This window comes from Mucilaginibacter arboris, assembly GCF_009754915.1.
GTDB classification, from domain to species: Bacteria; Bacteroidota; Bacteroidia; order Sphingobacteriales; family Sphingobacteriaceae; genus Mucilaginibacter_A; species Mucilaginibacter_A arboris.
In genome coordinates this window covers 142951-163781 of the sequence record NZ_WPIK01000005.1, presented here as the reverse complement: position 1 = coordinate 163781, position 20831 = coordinate 142951, and the positions used below count along the sequence as shown (strand labels likewise).

Below are 20831 nucleotides of genomic sequence, written 5' to 3'. Positions count from 1 at the left end.
AAAAGTTTTTTAGATCAATAATAAATTATTTTTTTTAAAGATAATTAAAAAAGTTAAATTAAAAGGTTAGGTAGTAAAAAATATATAAGCTTAAAAGCTGTGGGAAAATGCTTAATACTTAAGCTAACGCCTCAAGAAGTAGAACTTAAGCTTAAATAAGCTTTACTTCAAATAAATAATCTTAATATTTTTAATTATACTGTTCAGTTCCGCGGCAACATCGGTAATACTTTTTTTGCAACTATGTTTTTCTATTAAGATCGTAAGTTTTTTTTTAGAAAATTTAACAGTGGTTTGTTGCCTGAATAGTTGTATATAGCTTTTTAGCATCCAGAATTTTCCGGTAATAAGTTGGGGGAGAAGATCAATAAGCAAAATTTGTAAATACCAGCAACCTAAATTAAAGCCGTCTAAATGAATAGCGTGAACAAAAAACCGATTTCTATAATAAATACTCTTAACCCAATCTGTCGATTTAAACCTATTAGTACTGGCTGAAATCAGATGTCGACAAACTGATTGATGTTCGTACCAGCATTTCCAGCCCAAACGCCAAGCTCTTAAACCCATTTCAAAATCTTCACCATAAAAAGGAGAAAAAAGCTCGTTAAAACCGTCGATTGCTTTTAATTTTTTGGCATCGATTAATGCATTTGCGCCGGATAAATAAGCTGTCGGAACAAAATCAGCAGGATTTTCACTGTAAAAAAAGCGGTTTGTTTTGATTTTAAAACCGTTAAAAGCAAGTGTTCGGGCAGCATCCTGAATATGATCACCTTCCATATCAATAATCCTTCCCATTACACCAAAAGTATCTTCGCGCTCAAAATATCGCCATTGATGCTCAAAATAATCAGGAGTAAGTTTTACATCTGTATTCAGCAAAAAAATAAGTTCATGTTTTGCGGCTTGAATTCCGGTGTTACAGGTATGAGAAAAACCTTTGTTTTGTGGATTGCAAATTAAAATAATTTCAGGATAATGCGTAAGAAGGAAATGAATAGATCGATCTTTTGAAGCATCATCCACCACGATTACCTCGTACACAACGCCTGCATTTTGAATAGCTGTTAAAGTAAAAGGCAGATATTTTTCGAGCAGATATGCACCGTTGTAATTGGGCAGGATGACAGAAATGCTTCTTTTACGGATCATTTTTTTTGAGCTTAAACTTATTTTACGATCTCGTAATTCCGGTATTCACTAATACGCCAGCCCGTCAGATCTTCTATCTTTTGCAAAAATTTTCTTCTGAAAGACATTTGCTTGCTGATCTTTTTTGGATCTATCAACAATTTCCAATTGCTTGCTGCAACTCTTTTTTGCATTGCTGCCGGATGTGTTCCATCAAAAGGAAGCAAACGATCGGCGTTTTTGTAATCAAAATCAGCAGTTTCTGATGGCGTATTTTCTTCTATCCAAACATCATCATGATAAAACTGATTAAAATTACGCACTTTGTTTTTTAATCCGTTCGGTGGTTTTACCCAGCCATAATGATAGATGTAAGCATCAATTAGTTTTACTTTAATTTTTCGGTTATCCAAACGAAAACCTTGTGCATCACGGTAAGCATGAATTGCCTTATTGTTTCTAATGACTCTAATTTCCCTGCGATACCAGCGGCGCGAATGGCTGTAATAATCGTAAGAACCGTAAAAGTGCAGGTATTTAAAAAGTAAACCTTCAACTCGAAGATCATTTAGATTGCTTTCCATTTCCTGCCGGATAGCTGGCAGATATTTTTCGTGCACACACTCATCGCCCTGAATGTAAAAAGCCCAATCGAAATCTGTAGGAATGGCCTGGAAAGCTTTGTTGGTTTCGGCAGCAAAAACAGCTCCGCCTTCACGGATCGATTCGTCCCATACTGTTTTTATCAAGTGAATTTTGGGTGAACCGATCTTCTCGATCAATTGCTGCGTTTCATCTTCAGAATTTCCTAAAGCAACATAAAAAGCATCACAAACCGGCAGGATAGAGGTGATGGCTTCTACTATAGGATAATCATTTTTAACAGCGTTACGGATAAATGTGAAACCTGCAACTTTCATGATATATAGAATGCTTCTTTTACCGGTATAAAATTGGTAAAGAAAAATATGTAATTTTAATTACAGGAAACCTTTTAACAATTCTTGGATTTCCTGATCGGAAATTGTGTCTTTTTCTCCCTTGTCGTAAATGGAAAACAGCAGTACAATTGTTTTAGTAACTTTTACAAACGACATTACCCTTGCACCTCCAGACTTTCCTTTATTTTTAGACGCAATAGCTAACCGCATTTTATAAATACTATTGCCAAGCGAAGTACCTAAAGTTGGGTTGTCTTCTAACTCTATAAACAGAGCGTCTAATTCCCATTTTAAAGAAGGATATTTTTTAGTTAGTCTTTTAGCTTCTTTTTTAAAGTTTAAAGATAATTCAACTTTATAACTCATTTAAAAACTCTTTAGCAGGTGTAGTTTTTAATTTGCCTTTTTCAAAAAGGCGAACTTCCTCCAATCCGGCTTTTAAATTTTCGATAATCTCTTCTTTTGTTGGCTCTTCGTCAGTTTCTATTTTTTTAACATAATGAAGGTTTTTGACCAATTGCACAAAGTGATTATAATCTTCATCTGTTGTATATATGGTTACTTGTCTCATAAATTATTTAGTTTAATCAACGGTTTTTAACTTAGAAATAATATACATGCTTCTTTTACCGGTATAAATTAAGCATTCATCAGTTCTTCAATATGCTCCGCTTCTAAAGGTATATCGGCCATTAAATCAACAGTGCCGTTTTCGGTGATCAGGATATTATTTTCCAATCGGATACCTAAACCTTCTGCCGGGATATAAATTCCAGGTTCAACCGTTAATACGTTTCCGGCTGCAAATGGCGTATACCTTCCGGCAAAATCATGGACATCCAGGCCCAGGTGGTGCGAGTTGCCGTGCATAAAATACTTCTTATATAAAGGCATGGCAGGGTTTTGCTTTTCTACATCGTTTTTATCCAGCAATTTTAATTTGATCAGTTCCGAAGTCATAATCTTTCCAACTTCTTCCTGATACGAGTTCCAGATCGTTCCACCTTTTAAAAGCTTGGCCGATTCTTTCATTACATGTAAAACTGAATTGTAAACCTCTTTCTGGCGAGAAGTAAAACGGCCGTTCACGGGGATAGAGCGCGTTAAATCAGCATTGTAATTGGCATAATCCGCACCAAAATCCATTAAAATCACCTCACCGTCTTTACAAACCTGGTTGTTCTCATTATAATGAAGGATAGTTGCGTTGCTACCGGAAGCGATAATCGGGTTATAGGCATGGCCGCTTCCCCGCTGCCGGATAAACTCGTGGATAATTTCGGCCTCGATCTCATATTCGGACACACCGGGTTTTACAAATTTTAGTACCCTTAAAAAAGCATCCCTTGTAATTTGGCAGGCTTTGCTTATCAGTTCAACTTCTACCTGAGATTTTACTGCACGCAAATTACGGAAAATTGGCGCAGCACGCAGATACTGGTGTAACGGATATTTTTCTTTTAGCTTTTGAATAAACCGCAGGTCGCGATAAGAAACAGTATGTTCATAACGATCATTTTCATTGGTGTTGATATAAATATTTTCAGCATAAAATATTACTGCTGCTAAAATGGCATCAAATTCCTGTAACCAGTAAATTGTTTTGATGCCAGAGGCTTTCTCTGCTTCTTCTTTAGTATATTTATGGCCTTCCCAAACAGCAATGTGTTCATTGGTTTGTCTTAAAAAAAGTACTTCTTTATACAGCGGATTCGGACAATCGGGAAATAACAGTAAAATTGTCTGCTCCTGGTCTATTCCTGTCAGGTAAAACAGGTCGGCATTTTGTTTAAAAGTATGATTTTGGTCGCCGCTGCGCGGAAATTCATCGTTGGCATTGATTAAAACTATAGAATTCGGCTTTAATTTTAAACAAAATTTCTTTCTGTTCGTATAGAATAAATCAGTAATTATAGGTCCGTATTTCATTAACTTATAGTAAATTATGTTTGATGCAGGAAATTTATATACTTATTTAAAAAATAAAATATAAAAATGGAACGAAGTTTGGTACAACGAATCAAACTTAATAACTATTTTTGAAAAAAAAATCACAATTAAAATCGTTAATCTTAAAATTATGAACTATTCTACATTAAAGAAAACAGTTGTACTGTCGATTGCTTCTTTGATGGGTGTTGTTGCAGCCCACGCACAAACCTCATCAGACTCGACTACAACTGTTGTTCCCGGTTCAGCCAAGGTATTTGGTGGCAGGGCGCAGTACAGAACATGGAGTATTGGTGTAAATGCGGGCGTATTATCCCCTCAAATTCCTTTTGGCTCCAATGACTTCACTAAAAATAATTCGGATTTAGGTTATGGCCTTTCCATCAGAAAACAATTAGGCCATGCTTTTGGCTTACAACTGGATGGAACGCGTGGAGTACTTTCCGGCGATAATAGCAGAAACATTTCTGGTGCAGCCAATGGTTCCCGCGGTGGCTATACCTCTTTTAGAACAGATTTAGCCTATTCTGCTACTTTAAGCGGTGTAGTAAACGTAGCAACAGTTGATTTCATCAGAAGAAAAAATGCAGTTAATTTCTTTGTAGATGCCGGTGCTGGTTTAGCAGGTTACGCACCTAAAGTTACCTTGTCTAATGGCCGGGTTATTGATTATAAAAATAATGCGAACGATGGCCACACTTATGTTCACGAATTGGTAATTCCGGTTGGTGTTGGTGTGAAATTCAGGTTGTCAGACGGTATCGCCTTAAATTTAGGTTATAAAGCAACTTTTGTTGATGGCGATAACTTAGATGGTGCTAGTGTAAACTACCCTACAAAAGATAAATTTTCTTATGGTTACGGTGGTTTAGAGTTTACTTTAGGCAACAAAGCAAAACCAAATTTAGACTGGGTTAACCCGGTTGCCATGATGTATGATGAATTGAAAGACCCAACCTTACGTCAGGAAGTTGAAGCTTTAAAAGGCCGTGTATCTAATGTGGAAAGCGCTGTTAACGATCTGAAAAAAGATTCTGACGGCGACGGTGTTTCAGATCAGTTTGATAAATGCCCAGGTACTCCTGCTGGTACTATTGTTGATGGTTCTGGTTGCGAAATTAAATTCCCTAAACCAGACACTACTGTAGCATCTACTCCTGGTAATTATACTAACATTCAGTTTGAGTTTGACAGTTCAGTATTAAGAACTTCAGCTTATCCAACTTTAGATAAAGTTTCTGCTGATTTGAGAAGCAATGCAACTATGACAATCGAATTAGATGGTTACGCTTCTTCTGAAGGTTCTGCTGCCCACAACATGCGTTTATCTAAAGACAGGGCAAACTCAGTTAAAACTTACTTAGTTAACTCTGGTGTTGATGCTAAACGTTTAAAAATTAAAGCTTACGGTGAAACTAACCCGATAGCTGATAATTCAACTGAACAAGGACGTGTATTAAACCGCCGTGTTGAATTTAAATCAGGTATGTAATTAATTCTTTAATTCATATAAAGGGGCCCGGATTTTTCTGGGCCCCTTTTTTTATATTTGTACTATGTACTTTTTCAGAAAAAAAGATAAAGACAGGCCCGATAATTTTAACATCAGGGCAATGCATTTTATAAACAAAACGGCAATTATTATATTTTTACTGGGCATTATCTGGAAACTGATCGACTGGTTTATATTAAAACGATAAACCTCTATGGCCACAATTTAAATCCTGATTAATAGGCCCAAGAAGCTCATTATCCTTAAAAACAAGTTACTTAATGAAAACAATTATCAATACAAAAGAAGCCCCTCAGCCCATCGGCCCATACAACCAGGCTGTTATAGCAGGGGGCTTTTTATTTATTTCCGGGCAAATTGCTATTGATGCAGCTTCCGGACAGTTAATAACAGATAATATAACAGCAGAAACACATACCGTTCTTAGAAATATAAAAGCCATTTTAGCTGAGGCCGGGCTTACTTTTGATGATATTGTTAAAACCACTATCTTTTTATCTGACATGAATAATTTCAGTTTGATAAATGATATTTACGGGTCTTACTTCACCGGAAACTTTCCGGCCAGGGAAACAGTAGAAGTTTCTGTGTTGCCTAAAAATGTAAATGTCGAGATCTCAGCAATAGCTGTTAAGCCATAAAAATCAGCAAATGCTTCTTTTATGCACCAAAATTTATGTCCGCTCATAAACTGTTAAATTTTGGATGAATTTTTTCAAACACCCATTGAATATTTAAAAGGCGTTGGGGCAGCACGTGGGGCAGCTTTAAAAAAAGAGCTTGGCATTGCTACTTACGGTGATTTGCTTCAGCATTTTCCTTTTAAATACATAGACCGTACCCGTTTTTATAAGATAAAAGAAGTATCTCTGGAGTTGCCTTACGTACAAATTATTGCCCGTTTAAAACATAAAGAAATAGTAGGCGAAAAAGCTGGTAAAAGGCTTGTTGCTTCTGCTTATGATGAAACCGGGCCTATAGAATTAGTATGGTTTCAGGGTATTGCCCGGGCTTTCCAAAACCTCGTGGTAGGAAAAGCTTATGTTTTTTTTGGCAAGCCGGGCTTTTTTAATGGCAAACCTCAGATTGCACATTCGGAAACTGAACTTTATGGTACAGATGCTGCTAAAAATCAGGGTAGTTTAGCTTTACAGCCTGCCTATACTTCTACAGAAAAACTAAAAAAATTTTTACTTGATACTAAAGGTATCCAGAAATTAGTTGCTGCTTTATTAGAGCAATATGGTAGAAATATCAGTGAAAATTTGCCGCCTTACATTCTTGCATCCAATAAGCTGATTGATAGGAGAATTGCTTATCAGCATATCCATTTTCCCGAAAATTTTATGCAGCTAAAAGAAGCATCCAAACGGCTAAAGTTTGAGGAACTGTTTTTCCTTCAGCTTAAATTGCTAAAAAATAAACTGTTTCGGGAGCAAAAGTTTAAAGGAAGTATTTTCGGTAAAGTTGGTCATTACTTCAACGAATTTTACACCAACAAACTGCCGTTTGAACTTACATCGGCACAAAAAAGAACTTTAAAGGAGATCCGTTTAGATACACAAAAAGGCATCCAAATGAACCGTTTGTTACAAGGTGATGTTGGCAGCGGTAAAACGGTTGTTGCCTTAATGAGTATTCTTTTAGCTATTGATAATGGTTTTCAGGCTTGCATGATGGCGCCAACAGAAATTCTGGCTAATCAGCATTATCAGTCTATAAAACAATTATTGGGGGAAGGCTTTGTAGAAGTAGCTTTATTAACCGGATCAACAACACGGAAAGCACGAAAAATTATTCACGAAGATTTGGAAAGCGGCAAGCTAAATATCTTAATTGGTACACATGCTTTGATTGAAGATAAAGTTCAGTTTAAAAATTTAGGTTTTGTGGTGATTGACGAGCAGCATCGTTTTGGGGTGGAGCAACGCGCAAAATTATGGCGTAAAAACAGTATTCCCCCGCATATTTTAGTGATGACTGCAACACCTATTCCACGTACGTTGGCCATGACTTTGTACGGCGATTTGGATGTATCTGTAATTGATGAATTGCCAGCCGGAAGAAAACCAATTGAAACAAAACACTTTTTTGAAAGTGGACGTTTGCGCGTATTTGGTTTTATCAAAGAAGAAATTGCCAAAGGAAGGCAAATTTACGTAGTTTATCCACTGATTAAAGAAAGCGAAAAGCTCGATTTAAAGAACCTGAATGACGGTTTGGAAGTGATGTCGAGAGAATTTCCACTGCCAGAATACCGGATTAGTATTGTGCATGGACAACTTACAGCAGCCGACAAAGAGTTTGAAATGAACCGGTTTGTAAAGGGCGAAACGCAAATTATGGTTGCAACAACCGTAATTGAAGTTGGTGTAAACGTGCCTAATGCTTCGGTAATGATTATTGAAAATGCAGAACGTTTTGGCCTTTCGCAGTTGCATCAGCTACGCGGAAGAGTTGGCCGTGGAGCCGAACAATCTTATTGTATCTTAATGAGTAACCAAAAATTATCCAAAGAAGGAAGGATCAGGTTGGAAACAATGGTGCGTACAAACGATGGGTTTGAAATATCTGAAATTGACCTGCAACTACGCGGTCCGGGAAATATCGAAGGAAAACAGCAAAGCGGCGTGCTGGATTTGAAGATAGCTAATCTGGTAGAAGATCAGCCTGCATTACAACAGGCGCGGCAGGAGGTTGAAAGGTTGTTTAAAACAGATCCGCAATTGCATTTGCCTGAAAATGCATTGCTTTATCAGCATTTTCAACAAAAAAGTGCAGGTTTAAGCTGGAATAAAATTTCCTGACGTTTTGAGAAGGCAGTACAAATTTTAACTTTGCTGATATGCTGCTTTTATGAGGTTTAAATTTTTACTTGCTATTTTTCTAAGTAGTTCTTTAGCTGTATCTGCTCAACATACAGATTCTTTGTTTTTAAGAAAAATTTATGATGAAGCACTGGTAAACGGAAAACCATACCAGAACCTGGAATACTTGTGCAAAAAAATCGGTCCGCGCTTAAGTGGATCAGCAAATGCGCAAAAAGCAGTCGACTGGACAAAAAAACTGATGGAGCATTATGGTTTCGACAGAGTTTTTTTGCAGGAAGTTATGGTACCGCATTGGGTCCGTGGCGAAAAAGAGCAGGCAAAAATAATTGCAGGCAATCAGCAAATTTCGGTTCCTGTAGTCGCATTGGGCGGATCCGTAGCAACAGCAAAAAACGGTTTAACGGCCGAAGTGATAGAAGTGCAAGGTTTGCAGGAACTGAAAACTTTAGGCGAACAAGCGGTAAAAGGCAAAATAGTATTTTATAACCGTCCTTTCGACCCTCGCTTTATTGAAACCGGTGCCGCTTATAGTACCGCAAGCGATCAGCGTTTTCGTGGTCCGGCTGAAGCTGCCAAATACGGAGCAGTTGGGGTGATTGTTCGTTCAATGACAGAAATTATAGACGATTATCCGCATACAGGTGCAACATCGTATGAAGAAGGCGGAAACAAAATTCCGGCAGCAGCAATCTCAACCAAAGGTGCTAATCAATTAAGTGCGCTTTTAAAACAAAAGGGAGCTGTTCAGTTCTACTTCAAACAGAACTGCCAGACTTTACCTGATGTGCTTTCTTACAACGTTGTAGGCGAATTAAAAGGAACGGAAAACCCAAACGAGTTTATTACAGTTGGCGGCCATTTAGATTCCTGGGATTTAGCAGAAGGTGCACATGATGACGGAACCGGCGTAATGCAATCGGTAGAAGTGTTAAGGATTTTTAAAGCTATAGGTTATCGCCCTAAACATTCTATCCGCGCGGTTATGTTTATGAATGAAGAAAACGGACATAAAGGAGGTACAAAATATGCAGAGCTGGCGCAAAAAAATAACGAAAAGCACATTGCAGCAATCGAATCAGACGAAGGTGGATTTACGCCACGCGGTTTTTCATTTAATGCCATACAACCTCAACTTCTGCAAAAAATCAATAAAAACTGGAAATCATTATTAGAACCTTATGAAGTTGACCGATTCATAAATGGCGGCGCCGGAACAGATATAGAGCCTTTAAAAGCAACTGTTCCTGCTGTAATTTTAATTGGCTTCCGTCCGGATTCGCAACGTTATTTTGATCTGCATCATTCTGCAAAAGATGTTTTTGAAAACGTAAACAAGCGGGAATTGGAGTTAGGCGCCGCTTCTATGGCTTCTTTAATTTATCTGATCGATCAGCATGGACTATCATTTTAATCAAAACAAAACAATTTTAGGCATTATAGCTTATTTTTGTAAAAAATATATTGTCAGTGTCCGACGAAGTCCCCTCGAATTCAACCAAACCCGATCCTTTTGCAGCCCTCCGTTTTAAGGAGTTCAGGTCGTATTTAGCCATGCGTTTCTTTTTTACGTTTGCCTACCAAATGCAAGCCGTAATAGTAGGCTATCATATTTATCAGCTCACAAAAAGTGCCCTTGCTTTAGGTATGATCGGCCTTACCGAAGCCATTCCTTCCATCGGCATTGCTTTATATGGTGGCTATGTTGCTGATAAATCAGAGAAAAAGCGCTTGCTGCTGCTGATCTTTTCGGTCATGTGGATTTGTTCTACAATAATGCTCCTGGTTACTTTGCCTGCTGCAACACGTTATTTAAGCACCAGTCATATTGTCCTGGTAATCTATGTGATGATCTTTTTTATCGGCTTGGCACGCGGCTTTTACGGCCCTACAGCTTTCTCCGTCATGACAAGGATTATCCCGCGTGAACTTTACCCAAATTCCTCAACCTGGAATAGTTCAGCTTTTCAATCTGCATCTGTTTTAGGCCCGGTAGCCGGTGGCATTATTTTAGATAAATTAGGTATTTCATTTACGTTTTCACTTGTGGTTCTGTTTGTTACCATGGCTATCATTGCAATTGCCACATTAAACAAACACGAAGCAGAATATGTACCTAAAGAAAGCATTTATAAAAGTTTATCAGAAGGCATTCATTTCGTTTTCAATAACCGGATGATGCTGGGAGCAATGAGTTTAGACCTGTTCTCTGTATTCTTTGGTGGGGCAGTTGCCTTATTGCCTGTTTTTGCAAATGATATTTTAAAAGTTGGAGCGGAAGGTTTTGGGATGATGCGTGCTGCAGATTCCGTCGGTGCAGTGTTGACCATGTTGGCCATGACCCGCTTCTCCCCAATGGGGAAACCATGGCGTAATTTACTAATTGCAGTTGTTGGTTTTGGTGTTTCTATTATTCTGTTCGGGTTCTCTAAAAACTACTATTTATCACTGTTCTTCCTGTTTACATTAGGCGCATTTGATAGCATTAGCGTGCTGATCCGCTCCACCATCATGCAACTGCTTACGCCAGACCAGATGCGTGGCCGTGTATCTGCAGTGAATTCTATGTTTATTGGTTCTTCTAATGAGATTGGTGCTTTTGAGTCCGGATTAACTGCCCGTTTAATGGGAACGGTTACTTCGGTCATTTTTGGCGGCTCGATGACCTTGATTGTGGTACTAACAACATATTTAAAAACCAAAAAGCTGGTACCCATGCGGTTGAGTGAAATTAACGCACCGGAAGCAGCAAAAGTATAATAAGTTTTTTGTCATTTCGCCCGTAGGGAAGAAATCTTCATCAAGCAATCAATACTTCTTTTATCAGCATAAAACTTGTATTTCTTTTATTGAAGAAGATTCCTCCTATTGTAATGACAATACGGGTAAACTTAAACTTCAACATCCGTTCTTTCCCCAATTTGCTGGCGCCACATGGCATAATACAAACCTTTTTGATCCAGAAGTTCAGCGTGTTTTCCTGATTCAATGATGCGGCCTTTTTCTAATACATAAATGCGGTCAGCGTGTAAAATGGTTGATAAACGGTGCGCAATCAAAATGGTAATGTGGTTTTGCAAATCAGAAACATCACGTATTGTTTTAGAAATCTCTTCTTCCGTAATAGAATCCAAAGAAGAAGTTGCTTCGTCGAAAACCAGTAGATCAGGCTTCCGCAGTAAAGCTCTCGCAATCGACAAACGCTGCTTTTCTCCACCCGAAACCTTTACGCCGCCCTCACCAATTACCGTGTCTAATCCATGCTCTGCGCGTGCCAATAAATTATAACAGGCTGCTTTTTGTAAAACACTCAAACATTCTTCGTCTGTTGCGTTTGGTTGTACAAATAGCAAGTTTTCGCGTATCGTTCCGGAAAATAACTGCGTGTCCTGCGTTACAAATCCGATTTTCTCACGGAGCTCATCTAAATCAATTTCAGAACTGCTGATGTCATTATAAAAAACTTTTCCGCTCAAAGGCTGGTATAAACCAACCAGCATTTTTACCAAAGTTGTTTTTCCGGAACCGGAAGGGCCAACAAAAGCAATGGTTTCTCCTTTTTCTGCACTAAAAGCAATATCGGTAATGGCATTGCGGTTGCTGGTTAAGTGCCTGAAACTAACTTTATCAAAAGTTAAAGTATTAATTTGAGGCAGATGAACCGGGCGAACAGGTTTTGCATCTATTTCGGTACTTAAAATCTGCTTAAAGTTGTTTAAAGAAACTTCTGCTTCCCGCCAGTTCAAAATTACATTACCTAACTCTTGTAAGGGGTTGAACAGGAAAAATGAATAGAACAGAAATGAGAAATACTGGCCGGCAGAAATGGTCCTTTCAAAGATCAGGACCAGTAAAACTACGATCATTGTGCTGCGGACAAAATTTACAGTAGTGCCTTGTGCAAAACTCATGCTGCGCACGTATTTTACTTTTTTTAGTTCTAAATCCAGTATTTGATAAGTAGTTTTATTAAGGCGTTTAATTTCCTGTCCGGCTAAACCTAAACTTTTTATCAGTTCGATATTGCGCAAAGATTCTGTAGTAGAACCGGCAAGCGTGGTAGTTTGCGTTACAATTTTCTTTTGGATCGTTTTTATTTTGCGGCTTAAAAACATGCTTACAAAAGTGATGACCGGGATAGAAGCAAAATAAACCAGTGTAACTTTATAGCTTACGCTAACTGAGTAAACGGTGATAAAAACCATTCCTACCAGGCTTACAAATAAAACACTGATAAAAGAAGTAATGAATTTTTCGGTATCCAATCGTACTTTTTGTAAGATGCCTAATGTTTCTCCGCTACGTTGATCTTCAAAAACCTGGTAAGGCAATTTTAACGAATGTTCCAAACCATCGGCATACATTCTTGCACCTACTTTTTGTACCACAATATTGGTGTAATAATCCTGGAAATTTTTAGCAATACGCGATACCATTGCAGCACCGATAGCTAAACCAACCCACCCTAAAACGCCGTAAACATATTGATGGCGGGAGAGTACATTAATTTTTTCGATATAAAGGTCTACGATGCGGCCGGTTATATAAGGATCGAGCAATGAAAAGCCCATGTTAATGGCGGCTAACACTAAGGCTAACAACACGTAGCCGCGGTGTGCTTTTAAGTAGGTAATAAGGAGCTTCATAATGATATAGAAATAAAAAAAGGGAATTACCAGAACGGTTTATTCCCTCTTAAAACTAATTTAAACAAAAATGTTTAAACCGTCATAATGTCTTTTTCTTTTAATTCTGCTAACTGATCAACTTTTACAATATAACTATCAGTTAATTTTTGCACATCGCCTTCGCCAACTTTAATTTCATCTTCAGAAACACCTTCAGATTTTAATTTCTTAATTTTTTCGTTGGCGTCTTTGCGTAAATTCCGAATAGTTACCTTGCCGGCTTCTGCTTCAGATTTTACTTTTTTTACCAAATCCCTACGGCGTTCTTCGGTTAAAGGCGGAACGTTAATGCGAATAATTTGACCATCGTTTTGAGGGTTTAAGCTAAGGTTTGATTCAATGATCGCTTTTTCAATCGGCCCTAACATGTTTTTTTCCCAGGGTTGAATTACCAAAGTACGTGCATCCGGGGAATTTACGGTTCCTACTTGTGCCAAAGGCGTAGCGGTGCCGTAATAATCAACATAAACGCCATCTAACATGGATGGAGAAGCTTTTCCTGCCCTAACTTTGGTTAGTTCGTTATCTATAAACTCAATGGCTTTCTCCATGTGAGTTTTGGTTTCTTTTAACTGTTTTTTAATGAGTTCGCTCATCTCTTCATTTGGTTTTTGCAAAAGTAAAAATACTGTTCCAATATTTATGCTGATGCTGTTTTTATGCCGGTAAAATTAGTGTACTATCGTGCCAATTGCTTCTCCATCAGCAATCTTTCTGAAGTTCCCGGGTTTGTTCATATCAAAAACAATAATTGGCAGCTTGTTTTCCTGGCATAAAGTAATCGCGGTCATGTCCATTACATTCAAGCCTTTATCGTAAACTTCCTGAAAAGTAATTTCATCATATTTAACTGCTGATGGATCTTTTTCCGGATCGGCCGAATAAATGCCATCAACACGTGTTCCTTTCAAAACAACATCCGCTTTAATTTCAATAGCTCTTAAAGAGGCAGCGGTATCGGTAGTAAAATAAGGGTTTCCGGTTCCTGCGCCAAAAATAACCACGCGGCCGGTTTGCAAATGCGTCATGGCGCGGCGGCGGATATAAGGTTCGCAGATCTGTTCCATTTTAATGGCCGATTGTAAACGCGTTTCTATGCCAATGCCTTCCAAAGCACTTTGCAACGCCATGCAATTGATTACGGTTGCCAACATGCCCATGTAATCGGCTTGGGCACGTTCCATGCCTGATTTTTCTGCACTTAATCCGCGGAAAATATTTCCTCCTCCAACAACAACCGCTATTTCAATTCCGGAATGAAATACACTTTTAATATCCTCTGCATACTGTAAAACACGTTTGTTATCAATGCCGTACTGGCGGTCGCCCATTAAAGATTCGCCACTAAGTTTCAGGAGGATTCTTTTGTATTTCATGTGAAGTAAATGATTTAATATAAATAATTAAGTTTTGAGCTAAGCTTTATTTTGTAAATATTGCTGGTTAAAAGAAGTACCTAAAAGCTGAAAATCATCATTAAATACGGCAAAATCTGCCCGGCAGCCTTTTTTAATTTGTCCTTTTGATTCGTCTTTCAGCAATTTAGCCGGATAAAGAGAAGCCATATTGATTGCTTCAGCAAGCGGAATAGCAGCAAACTGAACGCAATTTTGTACTGCTTTTAACATCGTTAATGCTGAGCCAGACAAAGTTCCGTCGGGCATTACATAATGGTTTTGGTTGAAGCGGTGCTGATAAACGCCTTCATTGGTTTCGGTTACGGCATCCGTAATCAGGAAAAGCTTGTCATTTAGTTCCCGCTTAGCTAAACGGATCATGGGATAATCTACATGAATACCATCTGCTACAACGCTGGCATAAGGCTTTTGCTCGAAAATAGCCGGAATAAAACCCGGATCGCGGTGATGCATTTGCGGCATGGCATTGTATAAATGCGTAACTGCTTTTACGGAAGATTTTAAAAAACGGTTTGCTTGTGCAAAAGAAGCATTGCTATGTCCGGCCGAAAGGATGATGTTTTGCTGGTCCAGAAACTCCAGCACTTCGTCGTCCTGCAATTCCGGGGCAATCGTCATCATTTTGATTTCTCCTTCGGCAGCATCAAACCATTTTTTTAGTTCCTGAACAGAAGCTTTTCTGATTAAATTTTCCGGATGTGCACCTTTTCGTTTTGGGTTGAGGAACGGGCCTTCCAAATGCAAACCCAAACAATTACCAATACTGTTTTTACGATAAGTTTTTGCAGCTTCAATTCCCTGCTCCACAATTTCAGTTGTGTTGGTTGCAATGGTAGCCAGAAAACCGGTAGTGCCTTGTTGCAGCAAATCTGTTTCCATTTGCTGTAAAGCAGCTATTGTTGGTTTTCCACCAAACAACTGGCCGCCGCTGCCGTAAATTTGCAGGTCTATTAATCCGGGAGCTAAAAAGTTTCCTTTTAGGTTGATGCTGTTTTTATCGGCAAAAAAATCAGCCTGATCAATAATATCGATAACAAACCCATTTTCAACTAAAACTGCTTTGCCTTCGGTTATTGTTCCGTTTGTTATCAGTTTTGAATTATAAAAAGCGATGATCATAATTTTTGACCTGTAAAAAAAGCACAAAAAAAATCCCCGCTAAACAGCGGGGATTTTAAGTAAATTTTAGGAGCCTAATGCAACCCTTTTGAAAGCAGTTACGGTAAGCCCTTTTTCAACCCCGTTTAAAAACTGGGCAATGGTTTTAGAAGAGTCTTTAACAAACTCCTGGTTTAACAAAGTAGAATCTTTATAGAATTTGTTCAGTTTTCCCTGAGAAATTTTTTCAACCATTTCTTCCGGTTTTCCTTCGGCACGGATTTGCTCTTTTGCAATATCCAGCTCGCGTTGGATGGTTGTTGCATCCACATCACCTTTATCAATAGCAACCGGGTTCATGGCAGCAATTTGCATAGCTACGTCTTTACCGGCTTCATCAACACCTTCGGCAACTGCATTTAAAGCAACCAGAACACCTAAACGGAAGTTACCGTGAATATAAGGAACGACGCGTGCGCCTTCCAATACTTCATATTTAGAAATACTGATCCTTTCGCCAATTTTTCCGGTTTGATCTAAAATAGCATCGCCAATAGTTAAACGACTGTTATCTACATCAACACCTAAAGCAGTTAAATCTGCAATGTTTGCTGGTTTTTCTTCTACGGCACGGTTGGCAATATCATTTGCAAAAGCAATAAAAGCAGCATTTTTAGCTACGAAATCTGTTTCGCAATTTAATTCTATTAAAACACCGCGGGTTCCATCATTATTAGTGCGTGCAATAACAACACCTTCATTTGATTCGCGGTCCTGACGGCTTGCTGCAACTTTAGCACCTTTTTTACGCAGATAATCAATAGCTGCTTCAAAATCACCGTTAGTTTCAGTCAGCGCTTTTTTACAATCCATCATACCGGCACCGGTTTGCTGGCGTAATTTATTTACATCTGATGCAGAGATTTGTACTGTTGACATTGTTTTTATAAATTGTATGTTGGGTTTGTCTGCTGCCAGACTTATCACAACAAATTGATTAATAATTTTGTGAAATGTATAAAGTTGTGAACTGTAAGTTGTGCAATTATTAAAACCGGCAACTTACAGCCCACAACTTACAACAGATCGTTATTCTTCTGTGCTTTCAGCTGGTGCTGATGCAGGAGCAGGGGTTTCGGCAGCTGCTTCAACTGGTGTACCTGTACCTCTTCTGCTACGGTTGCCCGAAGCGTTCGGTTCTGGCTGGGGCTGGTCTGCTTTTGCTTTTGCAGCAGCAGCTTCTTTTTCAGCTTCGTCTTCTTTATCGCGTTTGCGTTCTTCTAAACCTTCTTCAATTGCTTTGGTAATGATACCGCAAATTAAAGAGATAGATTTAGTTGCATCGTCATTTGCCGGGATCGGGAAATCGATGTTTGATGGATCAGAGTTAGTATCCACCATTGCAAACGTAGGAATGTTTAGTTTTAAGGCTTCCGTAACAGCAATGTGCTCTTTCTTCACATCAACTAAAAATAAAGCAGCCGGTAAACGGTTCAAATCAGCAATACCACCTAAAAGTGATTCTAATTTAATACGTTCCCGCTGGATCATCAATCTTTCTTTTTTAGAAAGGATGCTGTAAGTACCATCTTTAGTCATTTTATCGATGTTAGACATCTTTTTAATTGACTTACGAACGGTTTGGAAGTTAGTTAACATACCACCTAACCAACGTTCGGTTACGAAAGGCATGTTTACAGATTTTGCAAAATCGGCAACTAAGTCTTTTCCTTGCTTTTTAGTAGCAACAAATAATACTTTACGGCCTGATTTTACAATTTGTTTGATAGCAGCCGCGGCTTCATCAACTTTGCTTAAAGTTTTATTTAAATCGATAATGTGGATACCATTACGTTCCATGAAAATGTACTGAGCCATTTTCGGGTCCCATTTACGGGTAAGGTGGCCAAAGTGTACACCTGCATCCAGTAAATCCTGATATGTTGTTCTTGCCATTGTTTGTGTCCTCCTAAAAAATTAACGTTTACTGAATTGGAACTTACGACGTGCTTTCTTACGGCCTGGTTTTTTACGTTCCACCATACGTGGGTCACGCGTCATTAAACCTTTTGCGCTTAAAGCAGCTTTCTTTTCAGCATCTAATTCAACAATTGCTTTAGCAATGGCTAAACGAACGGCACCAGCCTGTCCGGTTACGCCACCGCCTGCTACGTTAACTTTCACATCAAATTTTCCGGCAGAGCCAGAAACTTCTAATGATTGGGTAACCATGTACTGCAATGGTAATGTTGGAAAATACTCTTTGTAATCTTTGCCATTCACGATGATGGCACCGTTGCCTTCTTGCAGATAAATGCGGGCAACTGCAGTTTTTCTCCTGCCGGATGTGTTGGTAACTGACATTTCTTTTTCTCCTTTAGAAATTAAAGTGTAATGGTTTTAGGGGTTTGTGCTTCGTGCGGATGCTCGGCGCCTGCATAAACATGCAGGTTACCAAATAAGGCTTTGCCCAAACGTGTTTTAGGTAACATACCACGCACCGCTTTTTCTACCACGCGTGTTGGATGTTTTGCCATTAACTCCTTAGGAGAAATGAATTTTTGGCCGCCCGGATAACCGGTATAAGAAACATATTCTTTTTCACTGAATTTGTTTCCGGTCAGTTTTACCTTGTCTGCATTGATAACGATCACATTATCGCCGCAGTCTACGTTTGGGGTGAAGCCTGGCTTGTGTTTTCCTCTAATCACCATCGCGATCTTAGAAGACAAGCGCCCCAAAATCTCTCCTTGTGCGTCAATAACAACCCATTCTTTATTGACGGTCTTTTTATTGGCAGAGACAGTTTTGTAACTTAACGTATTCACTTGCTTTGTATTAAATTAATTAAACAGTTTATTTTCCCCGCAATTTTCGGGACTGCAAAGATACTGGAAAATGTTTTAATACAAAGAGTTGTGTGTAAATTTTTTGGTGGTAAAAGAAGTATGGGAGTTTGGGGGGAAGAGGGAACTTCCTATTGATTTTTATAGCCGATCAAATCTTTTAGAGAATAAATTTCATCAATCGCCAAAAACGATAAATATTCATCGTCAATAATTTCAAAATCTTCTTTTTCTTGAGTGTTCAATGCAGCAATATCTGGAAATTCGTCTAAAGGAATTTGGATGGAACGTTTGTTGGAAAGGTCGAGAACAAGGGTGTTTTCATTGATGAAACTAACGTTGGTAATGCTAAGCGTTGCTTCCATAATCTTCTATCCAGATTTTATTTAATTCTACCAAACTTACTTCCGGCAAATCCCATTGTGCGTTTTCATACTCAGATATTAAGTGTACTAACAAAAGTTTTTCTTTATGTTCATCAGAACCTTTTGGTGCATGCTTAATTTCTTCATATCTGGCAGTTGCTATTTTATAATCCTGCTTAGATTCTATTGAAGTTAATTTAAAATTTGTATTCATTCTATCCCCCTCCATTACTTAAAAGCAATTACATGATTTTTTTACTACGACATGTTTTGGCGCAGCTCAATTCTACTTTTACAAAAAATAATAAACGTAATAACGATGCCATCAAAAATAATCAATCTCAAAAACTTTCCTACCCAGATTTTTGAAACGGAAAAAATTTATGGAGCAATGGACTTGTCGGAAGTATTTGCCCCAAGGCGCGGTTCATATTTAAATGAGTTTACCTTGTTTGTTGCCCATTTTAAAGCCATACCTAATTTCGTCCACGAAATAAATATAGATTGTAAAAAAGCGAACAATTGGTTTTTAAAGCATTACATCAGTGAGATAAAAAACTGCTATTATGATAAAAGGTATCTCAACAACAGCAAAAAAGCTAATTTCGACGATATTTTTTATTTTCTGTATGATGATCTGATTGTTGATTTTGATGCAACTGAATGTATTGTCCGCTTCCTTTTCAGAAAAACAGAAATTTCAAAAATTGAAAAAATTATTTACGGGATCCATCGCTTTGTAAAAGGAAAATCCAAGCCCGAAATGAGCTTGATTGTAAATACAGCTACAGGTATCATTAAAAAATCTTTAGTGATAACAAAGCCCAAACTAAGTATTGAAAGCAATTACAATGATGATTTTAAAGAAGTCCATCAAACCATATTAAAAAGACTTTCCAAAAAAAATGATAAAGGTTTAATCCTTCTGCATGGCAAACCCGGAACGGGCAAAACCTCTTACATCAGATACTTAATTTCATCTGTTAAAAAAAGCATTATTTTTCTGCCTCCAAATATGGCAGCGGCAATTACCAGTCCCGATTTGATCTCTATTCTGATCAATAATCCTAATTCCATCTTTGTAATTGAAGATGCTGAAAATATAGTTGTTGACAGAAATCAGGATGAAAACTCTCCCGTTTCGGCATTGCTTAATATTTCTGATGGTTTACTTTCCGACTGTTTGAACATCCAGGTTATTTGTTCTTTCAATACTGATTTATCAAAAGTTGATAATGCTTTGCTAAGAAAAGGAAGGTTAATTGCTAAGTATGAGTTTAAAGAACTGGAAGCCGACAAAGCGCAATCGCTTTCCAATAAATTAGGTTTTACAACAACTTTCAATTCGCCTGCACTACTTACTGCCATTTATAATCAGGAGGAAAAAGGTTTTTATCCTGCTAAAAGAAGTAATGTTATTGGGTTTCGGGCGAATAGTATTTAAGCAACATTAACAATCAATTATGAAATCAGACGATAATAAAGGGGAAGACGCTTTAAAAATAGCTCTTGAAAATGAAAGGGTACAAACTTGGAGAGACTTTGAAATAACTACCGAACATGTTGCTTTTTTAAATCAATTGAATGCTTTTCTTTCCAATACAGAAGAGAAAATTGTAAAGCAGGCAAAACAAGAAATACTATCAATGGAGCAAAAGTTAAAAGATACAACTAACTTAATAACTGATTATGAAGTTTTTGCAGAAGTAGTTTTTTTCACAAAATATTCTGACGGCGACCCTGTTTTTACGGCCCGTCATCCCTTCGGCCTTCACAATGTTAGCAATAATGATTGGGGACTGCTTTGCGATGGGGAAGATTGGCGGGAAAGCGGCTGGTTACCACAGTTGGAAAAACGATGCTGTTATTTGATGCACGAACTGGCTTATCATTCAGGCATTATGCAACAAATTTTTGATATTGACAGCATTTGGATTGATATTAAGGTTTGGGATCAGTCGATGTTTTTATACAAAAACGGAGAATGGCAAAATCAGAAAAGCTATTGAATAAATCTAACTGCGACTTATTATGGCGTAGTTGAAATTTA

At 38.1% G+C, this 20831-nt stretch carries 23 protein-coding genes; 8 read left to right on the top strand and 15 right to left on the bottom strand.

What is annotated here, in order from left to right; genetic code table 11:
• Window positions 1–162: 162 nt before the first annotated feature.
• The 5 genes from GO621_RS07030 to GO621_RS07010 form a co-directional block, all read right to left on the bottom strand.
• The gene (locus tag GO621_RS07030) at window positions 163–1155 is read right to left on the bottom strand and encodes a glycosyltransferase family 2 protein (protein ID WP_157565494.1); all 993 of its coding nucleotides are present in this window, start codon (window positions 1153–1155) and stop codon (window positions 163–165) included.
• Window positions 1156–1172: 17 nt separating this feature from the next.
• Window positions 1173–2054 carry a glycosyltransferase family protein gene (locus GO621_RS07025; RefSeq protein ID WP_157565492.1) on the bottom strand — a complete coding sequence of 294 codons (882 nt, stop codon included), beginning with the start codon at window positions 2052–2054 and terminating at the stop codon, window positions 1173–1175.
• A gap of 60 nt (window positions 2055–2114) precedes the next feature.
• Window positions 2115–2441 (bottom strand): type II toxin-antitoxin system RelE/ParE family toxin, encoded by a 327-nt coding sequence (locus GO621_RS07020; protein ID WP_157565490.1) that lies wholly within the window; start codon window positions 2439–2441, stop codon window positions 2115–2117.
• The gene (locus tag GO621_RS07015; protein ID WP_157565489.1) at window positions 2431–2646 is read right to left on the bottom strand and encodes a hypothetical protein; all 216 of its coding nucleotides are present in this window, start codon (window positions 2644–2646) and stop codon (window positions 2431–2433) included. Before GO621_RS07015 ends, GO621_RS07020 begins: the two co-directional genes overlap by 11 nt.
• 68 nt (window positions 2647–2714) lie before the next feature.
• Window positions 2715–4004, bottom strand: coding sequence for an aminopeptidase P family protein (locus GO621_RS07010; protein WP_157565487.1), 1290 nt, complete (start codon window positions 4002–4004; stop codon window positions 2715–2717).
• Between the two features lie 151 nt (window positions 4005–4155).
• Here GO621_RS07010 and GO621_RS07005 point away from each other — a divergent pair, with 151 nt between their 5' ends.
• From GO621_RS07005 to GO621_RS06985, 6 genes are all read left to right on the top strand, one after another.
• Window positions 4156–5517, top strand: a complete 1362-nt coding sequence (locus tag GO621_RS07005; protein ID WP_157565485.1) for an OmpA family protein — start codon at window positions 4156–4158, stop codon at window positions 5515–5517.
• A 64-nt stretch (window positions 5518–5581) separates the two neighbouring features.
• Window positions 5582–5725, top strand: a complete 144-nt coding sequence (locus GO621_RS18760) for a DUF6728 family protein (RefSeq protein WP_198170160.1) — start codon at window positions 5582–5584, stop codon at window positions 5723–5725.
• A gap of 73 nt (window positions 5726–5798) precedes the next feature.
• Window positions 5799–6179 (top strand): RidA family protein, encoded by a 381-nt coding sequence (locus tag GO621_RS07000; RefSeq protein WP_157565484.1) that lies wholly within the window; start codon window positions 5799–5801, stop codon window positions 6177–6179.
• A gap of 57 nt (window positions 6180–6236) precedes the next feature.
• Window positions 6237–8345 (top strand): ATP-dependent DNA helicase RecG, encoded by a 2109-nt coding sequence (recG, locus tag GO621_RS06995; protein ID WP_317163404.1) that lies wholly within the window; start codon window positions 6237–6239, stop codon window positions 8343–8345.
• Window positions 8346–8394: 49 nt separating this feature from the next.
• On the top strand, window positions 8395–9780 hold the full coding sequence (locus GO621_RS06990) for a M20/M25/M40 family metallo-hydrolase (protein ID WP_157565480.1): 1386 nt from the start codon (window positions 8395–8397) through the stop codon (window positions 9778–9780).
• 56 nt (window positions 9781–9836) lie between these two features.
• Complete coding sequence (locus GO621_RS06985) at window positions 9837–11126, top strand: MFS transporter (protein ID WP_317163401.1); 1290 nt, start codon at window positions 9837–9839, stop codon at window positions 11124–11126.
• Window positions 11127–11257: 131 nt separating this feature from the next.
• Here the strand turns inward: GO621_RS06985 and GO621_RS06980 are convergent, their stop codons facing one another.
• The 10 genes from GO621_RS06980 to GO621_RS06935 all read right to left on the bottom strand — a co-directional run bounded on the left by GO621_RS06980 (window position 11258) and on the right by GO621_RS06935 (window position 18995).
• Window positions 11258–13012 carry an ABC transporter ATP-binding protein gene (locus tag GO621_RS06980; RefSeq protein ID WP_157565478.1) on the bottom strand — a complete coding sequence of 585 codons (1755 nt, stop codon included), beginning with the start codon at window positions 13010–13012 and terminating at the stop codon, window positions 11258–11260.
• 74 nt (window positions 13013–13086) lie between these two features.
• On the bottom strand, window positions 13087–13650 hold the full coding sequence (frr, locus tag GO621_RS06975) for a ribosome recycling factor (RefSeq protein ID WP_157565476.1): 564 nt from the start codon (window positions 13648–13650) through the stop codon (window positions 13087–13089).
• Window positions 13651–13725: 75 nt separating this feature from the next.
• Window positions 13726–14430, bottom strand: a complete 705-nt coding sequence (gene pyrH / locus GO621_RS06970) for a UMP kinase (protein ID WP_157565475.1) — start codon at window positions 14428–14430, stop codon at window positions 13726–13728.
• A gap of 39 nt (window positions 14431–14469) precedes the next feature.
• Window positions 14470–15591: an N-acetylglucosamine-6-phosphate deacetylase gene (gene nagA, locus GO621_RS06965; RefSeq protein ID WP_157565474.1), complete on the bottom strand. Its 1122-nt coding sequence runs from the start codon at window positions 15589–15591 to the stop codon at window positions 14470–14472.
• A gap of 66 nt (window positions 15592–15657) precedes the next feature.
• Window positions 15658–16509, bottom strand: coding sequence for a translation elongation factor Ts (gene tsf, locus GO621_RS06960; protein ID WP_157565473.1), 852 nt, complete (start codon window positions 16507–16509; stop codon window positions 15658–15660).
• A 150-nt stretch (window positions 16510–16659) separates the two neighbouring features.
• On the bottom strand, window positions 16660–17526 hold the full coding sequence (rpsB, locus tag GO621_RS06955) for a 30S ribosomal protein S2 (RefSeq protein WP_157565472.1): 867 nt from the start codon (window positions 17524–17526) through the stop codon (window positions 16660–16662).
• A 21-nt stretch (window positions 17527–17547) separates the two neighbouring features.
• On the bottom strand, window positions 17548–17934 hold the full coding sequence (gene rpsI / locus GO621_RS06950) for a 30S ribosomal protein S9 (protein ID WP_157565470.1): 387 nt from the start codon (window positions 17932–17934) through the stop codon (window positions 17548–17550).
• 20 nt (window positions 17935–17954) lie between these two features.
• The gene (rplM, locus tag GO621_RS06945; RefSeq protein ID WP_174288123.1) at window positions 17955–18398 is read right to left on the bottom strand and encodes a 50S ribosomal protein L13; all 444 of its coding nucleotides are present in this window, start codon (window positions 18396–18398) and stop codon (window positions 17955–17957) included.
• A 149-nt stretch (window positions 18399–18547) separates the two neighbouring features.
• A complete protein-coding gene (locus tag GO621_RS06940; protein ID WP_157565468.1) occupies window positions 18548–18781 on the bottom strand; it encodes a hypothetical protein in 234 nt (77 codons plus the stop codon).
• Entirely contained in the window at window positions 18765–18995 is a 231-nt protein-coding gene (locus tag GO621_RS06935) for a hypothetical protein (protein WP_157565466.1), read from the bottom strand. Before GO621_RS06935 ends, GO621_RS06940 begins: the two co-directional genes overlap by 17 nt.
• Window positions 18996–19100: 105 nt before the next feature.
• On the opposite strand from GO621_RS06935, the gene GO621_RS06930 reads away from it, so the two are divergent.
• Both GO621_RS06930 and GO621_RS06925 read left to right on the top strand, forming a co-directional pair.
• Window positions 19101–20225, top strand: coding sequence for an AAA family ATPase (locus GO621_RS06930; protein ID WP_198170159.1), 1125 nt, complete (start codon window positions 19101–19103; stop codon window positions 20223–20225).
• A 19-nt stretch (window positions 20226–20244) separates the two neighbouring features.
• The gene (locus GO621_RS06925) at window positions 20245–20790 is read left to right on the top strand and encodes a hypothetical protein (RefSeq protein WP_157565462.1); all 546 of its coding nucleotides are present in this window, start codon (window positions 20245–20247) and stop codon (window positions 20788–20790) included.
• The last annotated feature ends 41 nt before the right edge of the window (window positions 20791–20831 follow it).